This is a genomic window from Prevotella sp. tc2-28 (assembly GCF_900107705.1).
Classification (GTDB): Bacteria; Bacteroidota; Bacteroidia; order Bacteroidales; family Bacteroidaceae; genus Prevotella.
Genome location: NZ_FNRE01000003.1, coordinates 126,858 through 146,497, shown reverse-complemented (window position 1 = coordinate 146,497; position 19,640 = coordinate 126,858). Strand labels below are relative to the sequence as shown.

At 50.5% G+C, this 19,640-nt stretch carries 19 protein-coding genes, 1 tRNA gene and 1 pseudogene; 14 read left to right on the top strand and 7 right to left on the bottom strand.

What is annotated here, in order from left to right; translation table 11 throughout:
• Positions 1-5 precede the first annotated feature (5 nt).
• The 3 genes and pseudogenes from BLU47_RS03875 (at position 6) to BLU47_RS03865 (ending at position 1,623) form a co-directional block, all read left to right on the top strand.
• Entirely contained in the window at positions 6-917 is a 912-nt protein-coding gene (locus BLU47_RS03875) for a putative 2-dehydropantoate 2-reductase (protein ID WP_091958669.1), read from the top strand.
• 92 nt (positions 918-1,009) lie between these two features.
• A pseudogene (locus BLU47_RS03870) lies at positions 1,010-1,243 on the top strand (very short patch repair endonuclease); the annotation flags it as partial.
• Positions 1,240-1,623, top strand: coding sequence for a (deoxy)nucleoside triphosphate pyrophosphohydrolase (locus BLU47_RS03865; protein ID WP_091958666.1), 384 nt, complete (start codon positions 1,240-1,242; stop codon positions 1,621-1,623). The pseudogene BLU47_RS03870 and the gene BLU47_RS03865, both read left to right, overlap by 4 nt.
• A gap of 13 nt (positions 1,624-1,636) precedes the next feature.
• Here BLU47_RS03865 and BLU47_RS03860 read toward each other — a convergent pair.
• Positions 1,637-1,708: transfer RNA gene (locus BLU47_RS03860), tRNA-Arg, on the bottom strand.
• 242 nt (positions 1,709-1,950) lie between these two features.
• Between BLU47_RS03860 and asnA the strand changes: the two genes are divergently transcribed.
• Positions 1,951-2,988 (top strand): aspartate--ammonia ligase, encoded by a 1,038-nt coding sequence (gene asnA, locus BLU47_RS03855; RefSeq protein ID WP_091958663.1) that lies wholly within the window; start codon positions 1,951-1,953, stop codon positions 2,986-2,988.
• Positions 2,989-2,997: 9 nt separating this feature from the next.
• On the opposite strand, the gene BLU47_RS03850 is transcribed toward asnA, so the two are convergent.
• Complete coding sequence (locus tag BLU47_RS03850; RefSeq protein WP_091958660.1) at positions 2,998-4,791, bottom strand: DNA polymerase III subunit gamma/tau; 1,794 nt, start codon at positions 4,789-4,791, stop codon at positions 2,998-3,000.
• A 103-nt stretch (positions 4,792-4,894) separates the two neighbouring features.
• Between BLU47_RS03850 and BLU47_RS03845 the strand changes: the two genes are divergently transcribed.
• The 7 genes from BLU47_RS03845 (at position 4,895) to BLU47_RS03815 (ending at position 10,334) form a co-directional block, all read left to right on the top strand.
• Positions 4,895-5,245 carry an FtsB family cell division protein gene (locus BLU47_RS03845; protein ID WP_091958657.1) on the top strand — a complete coding sequence of 117 codons (351 nt, stop codon included), beginning with the start codon at positions 4,895-4,897 and terminating at the stop codon, positions 5,243-5,245.
• Complete coding sequence (locus BLU47_RS03840; RefSeq protein ID WP_091958654.1) at positions 5,229-5,630, top strand: hypothetical protein; 402 nt, start codon at positions 5,229-5,231, stop codon at positions 5,628-5,630. Before BLU47_RS03845 ends, BLU47_RS03840 begins: the two co-directional genes overlap by 17 nt.
• A gap of 96 nt (positions 5,631-5,726) precedes the next feature.
• Positions 5,727-6,503: a DUF4369 domain-containing protein gene (locus BLU47_RS03835; protein WP_091958651.1), complete on the top strand. Its 777-nt coding sequence runs from the start codon at positions 5,727-5,729 to the stop codon at positions 6,501-6,503.
• Positions 6,500-7,825, top strand: a complete 1,326-nt coding sequence (locus BLU47_RS03830) for a dihydroorotase (protein ID WP_091958648.1) — start codon at positions 6,500-6,502, stop codon at positions 7,823-7,825. Before BLU47_RS03835 ends, BLU47_RS03830 begins: the two co-directional genes overlap by 4 nt.
• A complete protein-coding gene (locus tag BLU47_RS03825; protein ID WP_091958646.1) occupies positions 7,815-8,609 on the top strand; it encodes a vitamin B12 dependent-methionine synthase activation domain-containing protein in 795 nt (264 codons plus the stop codon). The genes BLU47_RS03830 and BLU47_RS03825 overlap by 11 nt, the downstream gene beginning before the upstream one ends.
• Before the next feature lie 4 nt (positions 8,610-8,613).
• Complete coding sequence (locus BLU47_RS03820; RefSeq protein WP_091958643.1) at positions 8,614-9,576, top strand: metallophosphoesterase; 963 nt, start codon at positions 8,614-8,616, stop codon at positions 9,574-9,576.
• Positions 9,573-10,334 carry a lysophospholipid acyltransferase family protein gene (locus tag BLU47_RS03815; protein WP_091958641.1) on the top strand — a complete coding sequence of 254 codons (762 nt, stop codon included), beginning with the start codon at positions 9,573-9,575 and terminating at the stop codon, positions 10,332-10,334. Before BLU47_RS03820 ends, BLU47_RS03815 begins: the two co-directional genes overlap by 4 nt.
• Before the next feature lie 12 nt (positions 10,335-10,346).
• On the opposite strand, the gene BLU47_RS03810 is transcribed toward BLU47_RS03815, so the two are convergent.
• Positions 10,347-11,099, bottom strand: a complete 753-nt coding sequence (locus BLU47_RS03810) for a polyprenol monophosphomannose synthase (RefSeq protein ID WP_091958639.1) — start codon at positions 11,097-11,099, stop codon at positions 10,347-10,349.
• Between the two features lie 118 nt (positions 11,100-11,217).
• Between BLU47_RS03810 and mfd the strand changes: the two genes are divergently transcribed.
• On the top strand, positions 11,218-14,736 hold the full coding sequence (gene mfd, locus BLU47_RS03805; RefSeq protein WP_091958637.1) for a transcription-repair coupling factor: 3,519 nt from the start codon (positions 11,218-11,220) through the stop codon (positions 14,734-14,736).
• Here the strand turns inward: mfd and BLU47_RS03800 are convergent.
• Together BLU47_RS03800 and ftsZ are read right to left on the bottom strand one after the other, a co-directional pair.
• Complete coding sequence (locus BLU47_RS03800) at positions 14,687-15,286, bottom strand: hypothetical protein (RefSeq protein ID WP_091958633.1); 600 nt, start codon at positions 15,284-15,286, stop codon at positions 14,687-14,689. The two genes, mfd and BLU47_RS03800, sit on opposite strands and share 50 nt — an antisense overlap.
• Positions 15,283-16,569 (bottom strand): cell division protein FtsZ, encoded by a 1,287-nt coding sequence (ftsZ, locus tag BLU47_RS03795; protein WP_091958631.1) that lies wholly within the window; start codon positions 16,567-16,569, stop codon positions 15,283-15,285. Before ftsZ ends, BLU47_RS03800 begins: the two co-directional genes overlap by 4 nt.
• A gap of 164 nt (positions 16,570-16,733) precedes the next feature.
• On the opposite strand from ftsZ, the gene BLU47_RS03790 reads away from it, so the two are divergent.
• Positions 16,734-17,051, top strand: coding sequence for a type II toxin-antitoxin system RelE/ParE family toxin (locus BLU47_RS03790; RefSeq protein ID WP_091958628.1), 318 nt, complete (start codon positions 16,734-16,736; stop codon positions 17,049-17,051).
• A gap of 7 nt (positions 17,052-17,058) precedes the next feature.
• Positions 17,059-17,403, top strand: a complete 345-nt coding sequence (locus tag BLU47_RS03785) for a HigA family addiction module antitoxin (protein WP_091958626.1) — start codon at positions 17,059-17,061, stop codon at positions 17,401-17,403.
• A 23-nt stretch (positions 17,404-17,426) separates the two neighbouring features.
• Here the strand turns inward: BLU47_RS03785 and BLU47_RS14680 are convergent, their stop codons facing one another.
• On the bottom strand, positions 17,427-18,794 hold the full coding sequence (locus tag BLU47_RS14680) for a DUF6804 family protein (RefSeq protein ID WP_218131532.1): 1,368 nt from the start codon (positions 18,792-18,794) through the stop codon (positions 17,427-17,429).
• On the bottom strand, positions 18,794-19,639 hold the full coding sequence (locus tag BLU47_RS03775) for a DNA/RNA non-specific endonuclease (protein WP_091958624.1): 846 nt from the start codon (positions 19,637-19,639) through the stop codon (positions 18,794-18,796). Before BLU47_RS03775 ends, BLU47_RS14680 begins: the two co-directional genes overlap by 1 nt.
• Position 19,640: the final 1 nt, after the last annotated feature.

Here is a 19,640-nt window from a genome sequence, read left to right as displayed (position 1 = left end):
TTAATATGAAATACGGAATTATTGGAACAGGAGCCATTGGCGGATATTATGGAGCCAAACTGGCACAAGCAGGACAGGAAGTGCATTTCCTGCTACGAAGCGACTATGAGTATGTCAGACAGCACGGTCTGCAGGTAGATTCCTGCGACGGTTCGTTCCACCTGGCAGATGTCAATGCTTATCTCTATACGAAGGATATGCCGACGTGCGACGTGGTGCTTGTTTGCTTGAAGTCGGTCAACAACGGCAAGCTGCAGTCGCTGCTGCCGCCATTGCTCCATGACCACACGCTGGTGGTGCTCATTCAGAACGGCATCGGTGTGGAGGAGGATGTGCAGAAGATGTTTCCCGACGTGCAACTGGCTGCCGGACTGGCATTTATCTGTTCTGCAAAGACCCAGCCTGGTCTTGTCAATCATCAGTGTTATGGCAGTATCAATCTGGCCAACTACTCGTGCCGCGACGAGGCACACATGCAGGCTGTCGTCGAAGAGTTCCGTCAGGCTGGCATCGAAACGGGATTTGTGGAATATCATGAGGCACGATGGAAGAAGGCCGTGTGGAACATGCCGTTCAACGGTATGACGGTAGCCCTCCTTACACAGACGGACCAACTGCTGAAGAACAAGTTCACCAGACAGCTGATTCGCGACCAGATGATGGAGGTTGTCAATGCAGCCCAGCACCTGGGCGTGAAGAACCTCGACGCCACTTTTGTCGATAAGATGATAGCTATGACGGATTCTATGATACCCTATTCGCCATCCATGCGACTGGACTACGACTTCCACCGTCGTATGGAGATATACTATCTCTATACCCGACCCCTTGAGATTGCCCGCGAGGCGGGGTGCCCCATGCCGAAACTGGAGATGTTGGAGGCTGAGCTTCGCTTTCTGGAAGCAAGTCACTACTAACCCCAATCAGCGAACTACAAGCGTCGTAGCAGACAGCCTCTAGCCATACTCAAGGAGCAGCTTAGGAGCAGCTTAGGAGCACCTTAGGAGGAGACAAGGAGGAGCAACGTAAGTTGGCGGAAATGGGTTGGCATTGCATAACGGTGTGGGAGTGCGAACTGAAACCTTCTAAACGTGAGGAAACGCTGGAGTCGATTGCATTTACGCTGAACCATATCTGGCTGCAAGACAGAAGCAGAAAGACGGCTGGTGTCGGAAGTAGGACGTATCCTCAGTTGGAAGAAGAAAGTGAGAATTACCTGAAAGTTGCGGAGGAAGAAATATGAAACACATCGAAGTCGTAGCAGCAATTATCCGCAAGGAGAATAAGATATTCGCCACACAGCGTGGTTATGGTGAATGGAAGGACTGGTGGGTATTTCCTGGCGGAAAGATGGAAATAGGGGAGACTCCGGAGGAGGCCTTGAAGCGAGAGATTCGCGAGGAACTGTCGACGGAAATCAGCGTGGATGACCTTCTTTGTACGGTGGAGTATGATTATCCGAAATTTCATCTCACCATGCATTGCTACCGGTGCTCGCTATTGACAGAAGCTTTGCATCTGAATGAGCATGAGGCTGCACGATGGCTTACGAAGGATGAACTGGACAGTGTAAAGTGGCTGCCTGCGGACTTGGAGGTGGTGGAGAAATTAGCTGCTGAATGATATGTTACAAGCGTACACCCGCACGGAATCGAACCGTGACCAACGGAACCGGAATCCGTTATTCTATCCTTTAAACTACGGGTGCAGAAGACATTTGTTTCGCAAAACGATTGCAAAGGTACGATAATTAATTGAGAATTGAGAATAGGGGATTGATAATTATAATTTGTTAACGAGAGGGCCTTATTGTGCATAATGATGTAATATTGAGGAATTTTGTGTCATTTTGCAAAAATAATCATGGTTTTTGCTTGCAATTTAAAGTAAAAGTAGTACCTTTGCAGGCAAATTTGTTGAAACAGTAAATAGTAAATCGTAAATATAAAGATGAGTCAACTGATAAAACCATTAGACTATCAGCCCCTGCTTGACACGAAACAGACGGAGCAGGGTATCAAATTGATAAAGGAATTCTTCCAGCAGAACTTGTCGACGGAACTTCGCCTTCGTCGTGTGACGGCTCCCTTGTTTGTATTACAGGGATTGGGTATCAACGACGACCTGAATGGTGTGGAGCGAGCCGTGACCTTCCCTATCAAGGATTTGGGTGACGCCCGTGCCGAGGTCGTTCACTCATTGGCAAAGTGGAAGCGTCTGTCGCTGGCAGAATATCAGATAGAACCAGGCTATGGCATCTACACCGATATGAATGCCATCCGTGCTGACGAGGAGTTGGATAACCTGCATTCGTTGTATGTAGACCAGTGGGACTGGGAGGCTGTCATTTCCAAGGAGCAACGTACCGTGGCTTTTTTGAGGAATGTCGTGGAGCGCATTTATGCGGCAATCCGTCGTACAGAGTATCTGACCTGTGAGACCTATCCACAGATCAAGCCTTTCTTGCCTGAGAAAATTCACTTCATCCATGCTGAAGAACTGCTTCAGATGTATCCTAACAAAACACCCAAGGAGCGTGAGGATGCTATCTGTCAGAAATATGGAGCCGTATTTATAATAGGTATTGGTGGTAAGCTGTCGAATGGTGAGAAGCATGACGGACGAGCTCCGGACTATGACGATTGGACGACGATAGGTGAGAACGGACGTGAAGGTCTGAATGGTGATATCCTGATTTGGTATCCGGTGTTGGGCCGTTCGTTTGAGTTGTCGTCGATGGGTATCCGTGTGGACAAGGAGTCCTTGCTGCGTCAGTTGCAATTAGAAGGCAAGGAAGAGCGTAAGACACTGTATTTCCACCAAAAATTGTTGAACGACGAGCTGCCTTTGAGTATTGGTGGAGGTATCGGCCAGAGTCGTCTGTGCATGGTACTGCTGCATAAAGGTCACATTGGTGAGATACAAGCATCCATTTGGCCTGACGACATGCGTGTTGAATGTAAGAAACTCGGAATGACGTTGATTTGAATAGAACGGTCAAGCCAGTTGAAGATCCAGAAGTTCCCTCAATTTCCCGATTGAGGGATTTTCTTTTTCCATCTCCTCGTATTGTTCACGACGGCTAAGAATACGCTTTTCCTGATGTTCTGCGATGCGGACGGAGAGTGTGATGGACTTGTTGTGAAGATAAATCTGGAGGGTGCTGAGAATCTTGCCCTTGATGTCTTCTATCTGTGTTGCTGCCAGTTGGTTGTCGACCACCAGCTCGACAGCAGGGAACTCTGTGATGACGGGGTTCATGTTCTTCATGCGAGTTGCTATTCCACTGAACTCTTGAGGCATGCGGTTGCACATCAGCATCCATTGCAGTTCAAGGTCTTGCTGGCTGAAAGACTCCTGTTCTTCCTGATTGGTCACATTCGGGTCGTTGGGATCGAGTGTGCCAGGGATGATGTGCATTTTCTTTGGGTTTTCCGTCTTGCGGAGGTTATTCCATGAGAAACCTACGGGCGACTTGAGATGTGGTCGCGCCGTAGGAGTATAAGCGGTAGTAGCGGGCTTCTTTTCCGTTGTCGGTTTAGGCTCGCTCGTTGTGTTCGTATCGTTTTGGGTTGAGGCAACAGGCTCAGCAGCAGCTACCTGCGGGGCTGCTTGTCTTGGCTGAGGCTTTTGCATCAGTTGCTTAAACAGGGATTTCAATCTTCTGGGCTTACGCCCACTGGCAGGCGTATCGTCAGGTTGAGTGATCTGAGCAATCTCAATCAGTGTTAACTCCACGAGCAGTCGCTTATTGCTCGACTGCCGGTAGTTGATGTCACACTGGTTCATGAGTTGCAGTGCCTTATATAAAAAAGGTATGGGGCACTTGGCAGCCTGTTGCTGGTAACGCTCACGTTGCTGGTCGCTGACCTCCAACAATGGCAATGTCTGAGGGTCGCGTGCCATCAGTACGTTACGTACATGCTTGGCCAGTCCACTGATAAGCAGTCCTCCGTCGAATCCTTTGTTGATGACACCGTTGAGCAGGACCATAATTTCAGGCACCTTGTTCTCGACGGCCAGGTTGATAATCTGGAAGTAGTTCTCAGCGTCGAGCACGTTCAGGTCCTCGATAACTTTCTGATAAGTTATGTTACCCTGACAGAAAGAAGCCGCCTGGTCGAAGATGGAGAGTGCGTCACGCATGCCACCGTCTGCTTTCTCAGCGATAACGGCCAGAGCCTCTTCTTCGTAGGTGATGCCTTCCTTGTCAGCTACACTTTTCAGATGGTCGATGGTGTTACGGACCGTCATGCGTTCGAAGTCGTAAATCTGGCATCTCGACAGGATGGTAGGCAGAATTTTGTGCTTCTCTGTGGTTGCCAGGATGAAGATGACATGAGCAGGTGGCTCCTCTAGTGTTTTCAGGAAAGCATTGAAGGCAGCCGTCGAAAGCATGTGCACCTCGTCGATGATAAATACCTTGTACTTGCCGACCTGTGGCGGGATGCGCGTCTGTTCCATCAGCGTCTTGATGTGCTCCACCGAGTTGTTGGATGCGGCATCCAGTTCGAAGATGTTGAAGGAGCGCTGTTCGTTGAAAGCCTGACAGCTCTCACATTGTCCACAAGCCTCGCCGTCGGAAGTCGGCGTCTGGCAGTTGATAGCTTTTGCGAAGATACGGGCGCAGGTTGTCTTTCCTACACCACGTGGTCCGCAGAAGAGGTAGGCGTGAGCCAGTTTCCCGCTCTTAACGGCATTTTTCAGTGTGGTGGTCAGTGCCTGCTGTCCTACCACGGTGTCAAACGAGGTAGGTCTGTACTTTCGCGCTGATACGATGTATTCTTCCATTGTTAAAAATCGAATTTGCCTACAAAGGTACAAAATAAATATGAATTATGAATGGTGAATTGTGATTTATTTCGTAACTTTGCACACGAAAAGATAAAAACAGATGAAGAAGGTTAAGAATTTGTTCCTCCGTTTCTACCATATCCGTGGTCTGAAATACATCTTGGTGACAGTGATAGCCGTCGCTCTCATTGGATTTCTTGACGAGAACAGCGTGTGGAAACACATGATGAACCGTCAGCATATCGGTGAGTTGCAGGATGAGATAGACCGTTTGACGGAACAGTACCAGCACGATCAGGCACAGGTGAAGGAGTTGGACAGGAACCCCAAGCTGATTGAGAAGATAGCCCGTGAGCGTTATTTTATGAAGGCCGACGACGAGGATATCTTTGTGCTGAGCGATGACGACCGGATTCAAACAACGTTAATCCCCAATGAGACAACTGAGTAAGCTTGAAACCGTCATCATGCTAGTAGGAGGCCTGCTGATGGTCGTTGGTGCTGGTGGTACCATGTTCCTCCAGTCGTGGGCAACCTACGTCTTCGCTCCTGGTGCCCTGATGTTTTCTGCCATGCAGATGCGTCAGACCTACGACGGGCGCAACTTCACCATTCGCCGTTTACGTCGCTTGTTGCTGGTCAGTGATGTGCTTTTCCTGATAGCTGCCTTGCTGATGATGCTCAATCAGTCGAATTTCATTGGCATCAGTCAGTTGGCATACGTGCAATATGTCCACAATAATTGGATTGTCGTACTGCTCGTTGCAGCCATTCTTCAGTTGTATGCCAGCCATCGAATTGCTAACGAATTGGAAAAAGAGGCAAAAAAACGCTAAATATTTGCGCAAATGTTTTAAAATGCGCAAATATTTTTTCTTATTTCGATATATCGTTGTACATTTGCGACAGATTTAGCAACTATTGATTTGTCTATGAACAAAATTCTATATATGTTTTTCGTTGTTGCCGCGATGTCATCGTGTGCAAGTTCCTATAATGTGCAAGGCACATCCTCTGTTTCCGCACTGGATGGCAGCAAGCTATACCTGAAAGCACTGAAAGGCGGCGAAGTGAAGAATATCGACTCTTGTGACGTTGTGCATGGTGACTTCCACTTTGCCGGACTGCTCGACACCGTCCGAATGGCTAACCTCTTTATGGGTGACGAGAGCATCATGCCCGTCGTGTTGGAGGAAGGCGACATAACGATTAAGATTGACAATGCATCGCAGAGTGTCAGCGGAACACCGCTGAATGACAGCCTCTATAAGTTCATCGACAAGCACAACCAGTTGTCAAACCGTATGAACGAGTTGTCGCATCGTCAGAGTCAGATGCTTTTGGATGGCATTGACGAAGAGGAGATAGACCGTAAACTGTCTGCTGAGGCCAATGCCATCGCAGCCGAGGAAGACGAGCTGGTGACGAAGTTTGTGATTAACAACTTCGACAACGTGCTGGGTCCTGGTGTCTTCATGATGATTACCAGTCAGTATCGTTTCCCGGTGTTGACACCTCAGATAGAGGATATTATGTCGAAGGCGACAGATCATTTCAAGAATGATCCTTACGTGAAGGACTATTATAAGACGGCACAGGAGAACGAAGCCCGCATGAACGGTATGGCAGAAAGTGCTACCCAGCCGCAACCAGACACGATGGCTTCGCCACAGCCAGCCACTCCTCTGACCAATGTCCCTGAAAAATGAGAACGCTTGTCAAGGGAGGATGTATAGTTAATGAAGGCCGTCTGACGGATGGCAATATTGTCGTCGAAGACGGAGATATCCAAGCAATAACAACCTTGCAGCCCGAGGAATCGTACGATGAAGTCGTCGATGCCTCGGGTTGTTATGTCCTGCCAGGTGTCATCGACGACCATGTGCATTTCCGTGAACCCGGGCTGACTGCCAAGGCTGACATCGACAGTGAGAGCAGGGCAGCAGCTGCTGGTGGTGTGACGAGCTATTTCGACATGCCTAACACGGTGCCGCAGACGACGACTCCCGAGGCCTTGGAAGAGAAATTCCAGCTGGCCGCACAGAAGAGTCATGTCAACTACTCCTTCTTCTACGGAGCCACCAACGACAATGCTTCCTCCTTCGACCTGTTGGATGCCAGTCGCATACCAGGCATCAAACTCTTCATGGGCTCTTCTACTGGTAACATGCTTGTCGACCGCATGGAGTCGTTGGAACGCATCTTCTCCACCGTCAAGCTTCCCTTGATGGCACATTGTGAGGATACCGATATCATCAACCGGAATATGGCTGAAGCCAAGCGCGTGTTTGGTAACGATCCCGAGGTTCAGCAGCACTATCTGATACGTTCCGAGGAGGCGTGTTATGCCTCCACCTCGTTGGCTGTCCGTCTGGCTAAGAAATATGGAACCCGCCTGCATGTAGCCCACCTGACGACAGCCCGTGAACTGGAGCTGTTCGGCAAGGAACCCAATATCACCGCTGAGGCCGTTGTTGGTCATCTGTGGTTTTCGGCTGAAGACTATGCCCGTCAGGGCACTCGCATAAAGGTGAACCCCGCCGTCAAGACTGCTTCCGACCGGGAGGCCTTGCGCAAGGCACTGACAGACGGACACATCACGGTGGTAGGCACTGACCATGCCCCTCATCTGCTTGAACAGAAACAGGGCGGGTGTTGTCGTGCAGCCAGTGGTATGCCGATGATTCAGTTCTCGCTGGTCACCATGCTCGAACTGGTGGATGCAGGGGTGCTCACCCTGCCCCGACTCGTCGAGTTGATGTGTCATGCACCAGCCCGTCTGTTTGGTGTGGAGCGTCGTGGATTCCTGCGTCCCGGCTATCGTGCCGACCTTGTTGTGGTGCGCCCCCATCAGCCCTGGACGGTGACGAAAGACACCATCCTGAGCAAGTGCGGGTGGAGTCCGATGGAAGGTCATGAATACCAGTGGCGCGTAGAACGTACGTTATGTAATGGACAGACCGTCTATGCTGACGGACAGGTGAATGCTGACGTTTTAGGAGAGGAGATACGTTTCAACCATGCTACTTGACTATTCCATCAGCGATGTCGCCCCATATATTAACTGGGACTACTTCTTTTATGCCTGGGGGATGCACACGCAGCCACAGGCAGAAAGGGATCAGTTACAGGCGGAGGCCGAATCCGTGCTCGCAGGCTTGCAAGACAAGTATCGCACCCATGCCCTCTTTCAGCTGTTCGACGCCAACAGTCAGGGCGATGACATCGTGCTGGCACATCGTAATATCCCCTTGCTTCGCCAGCAGCAGCCAGGCTCTGAATGCCTGTGTTTGGCAGACTTCGTACGTCCCAAATCGTCGGGTGTCGTCGATAGGATAGGGGTGTTCGCCACCTCGGTGGACATGGGACTGGAGACCGATTTCGCCCATGATGCCTATCAGAAGATGATGGTACAGCTGTTGGCTGACCGATTGGCTGAGGCTACTGCCGAGCGCATGCACGAGGAGGTGCGTAAGCACTACTGGGGCTATGCCCCCGACGAACAGCTCACCATGCAAGAACTGCATGTCGAGAAGTTTCAGGGCATCCGTCCTGCCGTGGGCTATCCCTCGCTTCCCGATACGAGTCTCAACTTCGTCATCGACGAGTTGATAGGGATGCGACAGATAGGCATCCGACTGACCGAAAGCGGAGCCATGAAGCCCCACGCCAGTGTGAGTGGTCTGATGATAGCCCATCCGCAAGCCCGCTATTTCATGCTGGGTAAGATAGGAGAGGACCAGTTGGCTGACTATGCGCGCCGTCGTGGCCTTCCTGTTGAGATGATGAGAAAATTCTTAGGATCTAATTTATAACCATATGATAGCAAGATACGCCATACCGTTTTTTATTGTGATGGGCTTCGTCGTAGTACCCGTCCTAGTATACTACCTGTGCCGACGCTTCATGCCTCGTCGCTATGGACGACCTGTCGGACTGGCAGCTGCCATTGTCATTATAGCCCTCGTAGCCTATGGCATGACCTCAGGTTTCGAACAGTTGGAGGTACGCCAAATTGAATATGCCAGCCGTGACTTGCCCGAGGCCTTCGACGGCTATCGTATCGTGCAGTTCTCCGATGCCCATATCGCCACTTTCGAAGGGCGCAGGGAGTGGATGCTGCAACGTGCCGTCGACGTCATGAATCAGCAGCATGCGGACATGATTGTGTTCACTGGCGACATGCAGAACCTCTATCCTGACGAGTTGCCTCCCCACCAGTCCGTCCTTCGCCAGTTGAAGGCGCCTGATGGTGTCTATGGCGTGTTGGGCAACCACGACTATTCCACCTATCAGACAGAGGCCGACGATGTGAAGGCACAGAATGACAGGAAGACCGTGCAGGCCTTGCGCGATATGCATATCGACATGTTGATGAACGAGCATCGCATCATTCGTCGTGGCAATGACAGCATCGTCCTTGCCGGTATGGAGAACTGGGGCATCCCCGAGCGCATGCCCAAGCGTGGCGATGCTGTCAAGGCCATGAAAGGGGTGTCTCCCAAGGCTTTCACCGTCATGCTCGAGCACGATCCCAACGCCTGGCGTGCGAAGATTCTTCCCCAGTGTTCTGCCCAGCTGACGTTGAGCGGACACACCCACGGTGGACAGTTTGCCTTGTTCGGATGGTCGCCTGTGGAATACACCTATAGCGAGTGGTTCGGCATGACCTATGAGGGCGAGCGTGCCATCTATGTGTCGTCAGGACTGGGTGGTCTGATACCCTTCCGCATCGGACAACCTGGCGAGATTGTTGTCATTACCTTAAAGAAGAAAAAATGAAAATACTATACTGCATCTATCAGTTGTTTGTGGCATTGCCCATCACCATCCTGATGACCATCTGGACGGCTTTGACCGTGGGGGTGGGTTGTACGATAGGCAATGGTCACTATTGGGGTTACTATCCTGGTCGTTGGTGGGCTCGTGTCATCACCCATGCTTTCCTGTTGCCTGTCAAGGTGGAGGGGCGTGAACATCTGGAACCCAACCAGTCGTATGTCTTCGTCGCCAACCATCAGGGAGCCTTCGATATCTTCCTTATCTACGGCTATCTGGGACGAAACTTCAAGTGGATGATGAAGCACCAGATCAACAAGATACCCTTTGTGGGCTATGCCTGTCGTAAGTCACACCAGATAATGGTCGACAAACGTGGGGTGGGGAAGGTGCGCCGTACCTACGAGTCGGCACGCCATATCCTGGAAACGGGCAATTGCAGTGTCGTTGTCTTTCCTGAGGGTGCCCGCTCGTTCACGGGACATATGGGAGTATTCAAGAAAGGAGCCTTCGCACTGGCTGACGAGTTGCAGTTGCCTGTCGTTCCGTTGACCATCAATGGCTCGTTCAATGTCATGCCTCGCATGAAGGACTGGCATTTCGCCACATGGCATCCCCTCTCGCTGACCATCCACCAACCCGTCTATCCCGTAGGTCACGGACTGGCAAACGTTCAGGCCACGATGAACCAAGCGTATGATAGTGTGATGTCTGCCTTAGTACCCGAATACCAAGGCTATGTGGAAAATCCTGACCAGTAAGGAGTCTGAAATTTAATCTTTAATCTCCGGATATTTCCTCGTCCATCCGTCCCAGCGCAGTTGCATGACACCGAAGAACGCCTCGCTGAAGATGCCACCTGACATCTTGGAAACCCCCTCGCGCCTGTTCACGAAGACGACGGGCACCTCCTTGATCTTGAATCCTATCTTATAGGCCGTAAACTTCATCTCAATCTGGAAGCCATAGCCCTTGAATCGTATCTTGTCCAGTTCGATGGTCTCTAGCACGCGACGCTTGTAGCATTTGAATCCCGCTGTCGTGTCGTTTACCTTGAATCCCGTGACGATACGCACGTATTTCGAGGCAAAGTAACTCATCAGCACGCGTCCGATGGGCCAGTTGACCACGTTGACGCCACAGATATATCTAGAGCCGATAGCCAAGTCGTAGCCCTCGTCGGCACAGGCGGCATAGAGGCGAGGCAGGTCGTTGGGGTCGTGGCTGAAGTCGGCATCCATCTCGAAGATGTATTCGTAGTCATGCTTCAGCGCCCACTTGAAACCAGCAATGTAGGCCGTGCCCAGTCCCTGCTTTCCTGAACGCTCCAGGATAAACAGCCGGTCGGCATATTCCTCCTTCACCATCATCCTCTTCACGATGGTGGCAGTGCCGTCAGGTGATCCGTCATCAATCACCAGGATATGGAAACATTTATCCAGTCCGAAGACGGCCAGGATGATTTTCTCAATGTTTTCTTTCTCGTTGTACGTCGGTATGATGACGATACTGTCGCTTGTGTGCATAAGTCTTCTTTTGTCTGTTTCTGGGGGCAAAGATACGAAATAAAGTAAAAAAACAAAAGTGAAATATGAAAAATTTGCATCACTAGTCTAAATTTCGTATCTTTGTAGCCGGTTTTTTATGAAAGTCTATGATTTGTTAAAGCAATATGCCCTGTTGCCACAGGTTGGCGCACTGGCAGACACGATGGGGAAAAAGTCGGTGAAGACCATTTTCCTCGAGGGACTCATGTGCTCGTCGGCACCCATGCTGTTTGCAGCTTTGACCACCCGGAAAGCGAAGACAAAAGGCCCGTTTCTCTTTATCTTGCAGGATGCCGATGAGGCAGGCTATTTCTATCACGACCTCGTCCAGCTGTTAGGCGACAAGCAAGTGCTTTTCATGCCATCCAGCTATCGCCGTGCCATCAAGTATGCCCAACGCGACAGTGCCAATGAGATACTTCGCACCGAAGTGCTGGCCAAGCTCTCCTCTCTCTCACCTCTTACTTCTCACCCACCTCTTACCTCTCACCTCTCACCTCTAATAGTCACCTATCCCGAGGCTGTTGCTGAACTCGTCATCTCCAAGAAGACACTCGACAACCGTACCGTGACCTTGCGCCAGGGCGATACGATGGATGCCGATGTGATGGTCAAGACCCTCCGTGAACTGGGTTTCACCGAGGTCGACTACGTCTATGAGCCAGGTCAGTTTGCCTTGCGTGGCAGCATCCTCGATGTCTATTCCTTTAGCAGCGAGTTGCCTTTCCGTATCGACCTCTTTGGCGACGACATCGACTCTATCCGCACCTTCGAGGTAGACAGTCAGCTGTCGAAAGACACCTGCGAACAGGTGGAGATTGTTCCCGAGCTCGCCACTGTCGAGGAGAGCAAGGTGTCGTTCCTGTCGTTCTTGCCCCAGGACACCGTGATGGTTGTCAAAGACTTCCTCTATGTCCGCGATGCCGTCGACCGCATCTATCAGGAGGGCTTCTCCGAACAGGCCATGACGGAACGCATGGAGGGAGCCACCGAGATGGAGCAGCAGGCCATTATCAACGAGATGCGTCGTGAACTGCAACTCATCAGTGGTCCTCAGTTCGGACGCGAGGCAGTAGCCTTCCGTGGTATCGAGATAGGCCATCGTCCCTCCGCACTCCCTGATGCCACCATTACCTTCCACGTGTCGCCACAACCCCAGTTCCATAAGAATTTCGACTTGCTCAAGGAGTCGTTAGACCACTACCTTGCCGAAGGCTATCAGCTGTGCATCCTGGCAGACAGCGCCAAGCAGCTCGAGCGTCTGCGTGATATCCTAACCTCCCCCGACGCATCCCAAGGAGGGCAGAAAAGTGGGCAATCTGGCGTGGTCTTCACCCCCGTCGAGAAAACGCTCCACGAGGGCTTTGCCGACAACGACCTGCGCCTCTGCGTGTTTACCGACCATCAGATCTTCGACCGTTTCCATAAGTACAACCTGCGCTCCGACAAGGCACGTTCCGGCAAGGTGGCACTGACACTCAAGGAGATCCAGCAGTTCGAGGTCGGCGACTATGTGGTGCATGTCGATCATGGTATCGGTAAGTTCGGTGGACTGGTACGCATGCCGCAAGGCAACACCTACCAGGAGATGATCAAGATTATCTACGAGGGTGGGGGCTCCATCTATGTCTCCATCCACTCCCTCTATAAGGTCTCCAAATACAAGGCACAGGACAATGGCGAGCCCCCTCGCCTGTCACACCTCGGCACAGGCCAGTGGGAGCGTATGAAGGAGCGCACCAAGGCCAAGCTGAAAGACATCGCTCGCGACCTCATCAAGCTCTATGCAGCCCGTCGCCGTGAGATTGGTTTCGCCTTCTCAGCCGACTCGTTTATGCAACACGAACTGGAAGCCAGTTTTCTGTATGAAGACACTCCCGACCAGTTGAAGGCCACCAACGATGTCAAGGCCGATATGGAGCGTGCACGTCCTATGGATCGCCTCGTCTGTGGCGATGTGGGCTTCGGCAAGACCGAGGTCGCCGTGCGTGCCGCTTTCAAGGCAGCCTGCGACTCCAAGCAGGTAGCCGTCCTCGTGCCTACCACCGTGCTGGCCTATCAGCATTTCCAGACCTTTAAGTCGCGCCTGAAAGACTTCCCCGTCCGTGTCGACTACCTGTCCAGGGCGCGCTCTACCAAGCAGACCAAGGAGCTGTTGAAAGACCTCGAAGAAGGCAAGATAGACATCCTGATAGGTACCCATAAGCTCATCGGCAAGACCGTTAAGTTCCATGACCTCGGACTTCTCATCATCGACGAGGAGCAGAAGTTTGGTGTCTCTACCAAGGAGAAGCTGCGCCAGCTGAAGACCAATGTCGACACGCTCACCATGACGGCGACCCCCATTCCGCGTACCTTGCAGTTTTCGTTGGTCGGAGCGCGCGACCTGAGCATCATCCAGACACCCCCCCCCAACCGATATCCCATCCAGACGGAGATACACACCCTCGGACCCGAGATTATCGCCGATGCCATCAATTTCGAGATGTCACGCAACGGACAGGTCTACTTTGTCAATCCGCGCATCAGCGACCTGACGCGCTTGAAGGAGATGATACTCAAATACGTCCCTGATGCCCGTGTGGCAGTAGGTCATGGACAGATGAAACCCGAGGAACTCGAACAAGTCATCTTCGACTTCGCCAACTACGACTACGACGTACTGTTGTCCACCACCATCGTGGAGAACGGCATCGATATCCCCAATGCCAACACCATCATCATCAACGGAGCACACCGCTTCGGACTCTCCGACCTCCACCAGATGCGCGGACGCGTGGGACGAGGCAACCGCAAGGCCTTCTGCTACCTGCTCGCCCCTCCGTTGGCAGACCTCCCCGCAGAGAGTCGTCGCCGCCTCGAGGCCCTCGAGAACTTCAGCGACCTGGGCAGTGGCATCCACATCGCCATGCAAGACCTCGACATCCGTGGAGCCGGCAATCTGCTCGGTGCCGAACAGAGCGGCTTCATCGCCGACCTGGGCTATGAGACCTACGTCAAAATCCTGCAACAAGCCGTCGTAGAGCTGAGGAATGAAAAGACCCAGCCCCAGCCCCTCCCTGTGAGGGAGGGGAGTGGACACTCTCAAGGGCGAAAGTCTGATGGCGGAACAATTTACGCCCCTCCATACAGGGAGGGGGCGGGGGAGGGTCTCTGGGTCTCCGACTGCTCCTTGGAAAGCGACCTCGAGCTCTACTTCCCCGATCAGTATGTGCCCAGCGATTCCGAGCGCATGCTGCTCTACCGTGAGTTGGACGGACTGACCACCGACGACCAGCTTGCCGCCTATCGTACCCGACTCATCGACCGCTTCGGTCCGGTGCCGTCGTGTGGTGAAGAGTTGATGCGTGTGGTACCCCTGCGCCGATTGGGCAAGTCGTTAGGATGCGAGAAGATTATCCTCAAGCAGCAACGCATGACCCTCTTCTTCGTCTCCCAGAACGACAGTCCCTACTACCAGAGCGAGGCCTTCGACCACATCCTCACCTTCGTGGCACAGAATCCCCGTCGCTGTCAGTTCCGCGAACAGAATGGCAAGCGCTCCATGCTCATCACCAGCGTCCCCACTATTCAGGAAGCAGTCCAGTTGCTAAAACAAGTTCACGCGGAAGGGTAATCACCTTCAGACGCTCATACCAGATGCGGTTCGACCCCGCTATGCGCTTCTGCGTATGTCCGCTGATGATGTAGTAGCTCGCCGTGTATTCATCCATCATGTCGAGAAACACCTTCTTGATGCGCGAGCACTTCTCGTTGATGGCATTGTCCAGTGGGTTCACCAAGTGGTCAACCCCCTCTATGATTTTCTCCTTGTCCAACAGTTTGGCTGTTGCCATATAGTATCGTGTCAGTTCCTCCCTGTAGTCTCCCAGCCGTTTGAACTCGATGCCCTCCGGATGCGCCAGGAACAACAGGTACACCGCCTTGTGAACAGGTTGCAGTTCCACCTCCCTGTTCTGATAGTCCACCAGGTAGAACCGGTAGTCCTTCGTGATCAGCAGTCTGCTCAGCTTCGCCTTAGCCGCCTCGATGCGCAACTCCTCCAGCATAGGCGCACCAATAGCCTTCAGCAGCAAGTCCTTCCTGCCTGCTGCCTGCAGTTGCTCGACCAGTCGTTTGATCTGCCCTGCAACCTCCTCCGGCGTGCTGTGCATCTCGTCCGTCATTCCGTCATCTCCTTCATGAAACCGTTCAGCCAAGTCTTCCATTTGTCGATGATGGTAGGCTGTTGCACTTCCGCCTCTTCTTCCACCACAGGCTTAGGCTCCTCCACCTGCTTATGTTCCTCCACCTTCACGGCAGGCTCCGGATCCGGTTTCACCTCCACCTCGAAAGGCAGCTTCTGGTCTACGGCAAGCACCTCCTTCACCGTGGGACTCTTCTTCGTCGGTTTATAGATTAGCGGTATCAAGTCCTCGTAGAAGTCGTCGTCACTGCGATGCACGTTCTGCTTCACCTCACTACGCAGTTCATCTTCCACTCCCGTAGCCAGTATCGTCACCTTCGCGTCCTCACCCAGTGATTCATCCGTCGCCGTACCCCATATCACGTCGATGTTAGGGTCCAGCTGGTCGAAGAAATCGTCAATCTCCTGCAACTCACGCACGAAGATAGGATGTTCGTCACTCGAGTAGATGTTAAACAGGATACGCTTCGCCTTGCCGATGTCGTTGCCATAGAGTAGGGGAGAGTCCAGCGCGTCCAGGATAGCCCTTTCCACACGATGCTCACCACTTGCCCTACCCATTGCCATGATGGAACCACCACCGTTCTTCATCGTCGTCTCCACGTCGCGGAAGTCACTCTTGATACCCCCGTCGCTGGGCATGGTGATCAGTTCCGAGATACCCTTCACCGCATCCATCAGGATGTTGTCAGCCCGTTGGAAAGCCTCCTTCACCGAGAGGTCCGAATCCGAGTACACGTCGCACAGCCTTTCGTTGTTCACGATGAGCAGGGCATCCACGTTCTTACGCATCTCGTCGACACCCTTCAGCGCCTTGATAATCTTGCGCTTCTTCTCAAAGTTAAACGGGATGGTCACCACCCCAACGGTCAGCAGTCCCATGTCCTTAGCCACCTTAGCCACCACCGGAGCAGCACCCGTTCCCGTGCCACCACCCATGCCAGCTGTTACGAACACCATCTTCGTGCCGTCACTCAGCAATTTCTCGATGTCCGTGAGGTTCGCTTCCGCCTCCTTCTTGCCCAGTTCCGGGTTAGCCCCGGCACCCAGTCCCGAACTGCCCAGCATCAGCTTCACAGGCACCGGCGAACGCGATAGCGACTGACTGTCCGTATTCATCACGGCATACGTCACGCCACCCACGCCCTCCAAAAACATGTTGCGCACTGCATTGCATCCGCCACCACCAACGCCAATCACCTTGATGATGCCCTGCATCTTGTCCTCCACCTCACCGAAAAACGGAATAATATCGTCTGGCATATCCTGTCGTTTTTAATATTTTCTGCAAAGGTACAATTATTCTATGAGAAATAAAAATCTCCGCAAGGCTTGCGAAAATGAAATATTTTTAAAAAAGCGGTTCGATTATTTGCGAATTTCATTTCTTTTATTTACCTTTGCAGGCAGATATAGCAATAAGCAACATGGTTGTAACATTCAATGAAGACTATTTGGAGAGGCTCTACACTAAGGGAGATACAGGAATCAAGAAGCTGAGATTCCAACCTCAAATAATCAGAGGATATCAAAAAGCTGTGAAATACCTGATTCAGGCAAAACGCAAAGAAGACCTTTTCCCCTTCAAGTCGTTACACTTTGAGGCGCTGCATGGTGATAAAGAAGGACGTTTCTCTGTAAAAGCCAATGATCAATATCGCGTTGAATTCACACTGACTGAAACAGACGACGAACCAATAGTCACAATATGCAACATCATGGAATTATCAAATCATTATAAATAAATGAGGTATGGATACAACAAACAACATGGTTAAGAATAAGACTGCCAATAATATGACATCATCAATGCTGATACATCCGGGTGAGATGATCAAAGACGAAATCAATGCTCGCGGAATTACCCAAAAAGAGTTGGCTCAGCAGATGGGCGTATCTTACACCGTATTCAATGAAATCCTAAACGGCAAACGTCCTGTAACTACAGAATATGCTTTGTTATTAGAGGCCGCTTTGGGTACTAATGCCTCCATTTGGATTGGTCTTCAGGCAGATTACAATATGCAGAAGGCCAAACAAGACAAGTCATTCTTGAAACGTTTGGAAAAAATCAGAAAGATTGCTGCAGTCCTTTGACTTCATACCTCAGCCCTATTACATCAGCCCTCTTCCTCCTCCCACGTCACCATGTCCCGAGGAAGAGAAATCTTCTTGGCTTCGCCACGAGCACCGTCAATATAGTAATACTTTGCCATGTAGTCATCAAACTCACCTACAAAGGCACCTCGTATTCTCGCACACTTCTCGTTGATGGAGTTCAGCAAAGGGTTTGTCACATCCTCAATACTCTGTATCGCCCTCTCCGTCAAACCTGTAGGACGCAGCTTTTCGTAAATCAGAGTCAGTTCATTCCTGTATTCCGGCAATTGTTTAAAAAGAATTCCTTCAGGATGCTTCAAGAACAGCAAATACACAGCCTTCACCAGTGGTTCCATCTTTATTTCCAAGTTCTGATAGTCAGGAAGTACGATACGATAATCCTTTGTTACAATCAAACGGCTTAATCTGTCATCCGGATGGATTAATTGTTCCAAGAGATATTCAGCAATTCCCCTTTGTCTTAGTTTTGCTATCCTTTCACGAACTTCCTCCATCAGTTCCTCAGTATCATCTTTGTCATGTCCCCCTTCTTGTACCTTTCCCTCAATATAGTGTCCCGCTCTGTAGGTCTCTGCAGAAATCTGTTTCCCAATACGATGCAATTGGTCAGCCAGAGGCTCGCCATTCTTTGACGACAATGGGTAGAATCGGTTAGTCGCTTTGTCCTTTCCATCTTCTCCCCGATGAATATTCTCAGTGCGGATAAAGCCATGTTTCAATTTGTCCTTGTCACCAGGATTGTCCAGATACTGTAGTAAGAAATCATTTCCAATAGAAATGTTATTAATAGCTTCGTCCCCCAAGTATGGAGCACGATACCTCAGAACCTTTTTCTCTTTAAGACGTTTTATCAGAAGAGGAAGATAGACAATATGGAACCCAATCATTTGTCCCCATCCTTCAAGCACCTCAGGCCTCGTTTCAAACAAGTTAGTAAGTTCCTTGTCCTCTTCACTCGCCACATATACCAGTTCCTTTGGATCCAGTTTCCCCTTCAGCTGAAATTCAAATTGATTATCATCCAGTCCTTGGTTATCATCTGGTGCGATAGGTCTATACGCTACGTAATTCCTTTTTGCTCTTTTCCATTCCATGATGAACATTGCAATCAGTAACAGAGCTACGATGACATCCACCACGTTCCACACCACTCGTCCTAATGCCATTTTGTATATGGGTTGGAATAACAATGCCAATGCCCCAAACACATAAGAAGCTATCGTCTTGTTATCCACATAATAGCGATAAGCCATGATGCCAAATGCCACCATCATCACAAAACGCACCAACATGAAATAGCCATACGGCATTGGTGCCAAACAAAGCAGCAACATCGCTGCAAGGAAAGGGTAGAGGTTTTTCATCATTACCAATTGTATAAACTTGCTGTAGCTTCAACACTATTTTCAATACTATCAGGCAAGGCAGGAAAAAAATCCATACCTGTTATTCGTTCAACATCGTCCACAGTATTGACAAATTGATCCTTTTTCTTTTTCCCCTCATTATTTCTCACAATAAAACCTATTGCTGCTGGTTCTGGGGTAAGTCGAAGTATAACTTTAAAGAATGCTTCAGGAACAACTACTTTATTCATTCCGATTGTTTCGTGCTCCTTATTCAAAAATACTGGTCCACATACAATATAGACATCTCCATATTTGACGGCCCACTTACGACAATCACGCTCTATAACATTCCAAAGTCCACTATTTAGGCTTGCATGCTGAGGACACATATTTGATAACAAATTCGATTCTCTCATAGCTTCTGCGTCCCACTTATTATCCCCAGCAGGACACATATGGCCGCGCGTCCATCCACTTCCACGATAATCCTCGTTAGTCGCTCTCGGAGCAGGGACTTCCATGTCTTCATCGTATTTGCTATATCGAGGGCAATCCCCATCAGCGTGAGAAGACGTCAGTTCCCATGCCACCCAATTTGGACATTTTGTATCCTTATTATAAGATACCGTATATGCTTTACGAACTAGAATCAGTTCTTGTATATCTATAGGACTACTTGGAATTTCGATAGAGGTAATAGGTTCTTCGTCAGATTCATTACTTTTTTCCTCAATATTGTTTTGCTCTATTTGCTGTTCAGCAGTCTCCTCATAGGAGATGTTTTGCGAATCGTCATTACATTGGCCAATAAAAAATGCAAGCACGAAAATAAAAGCTATAAACATTATAATAACCTTCTTCATT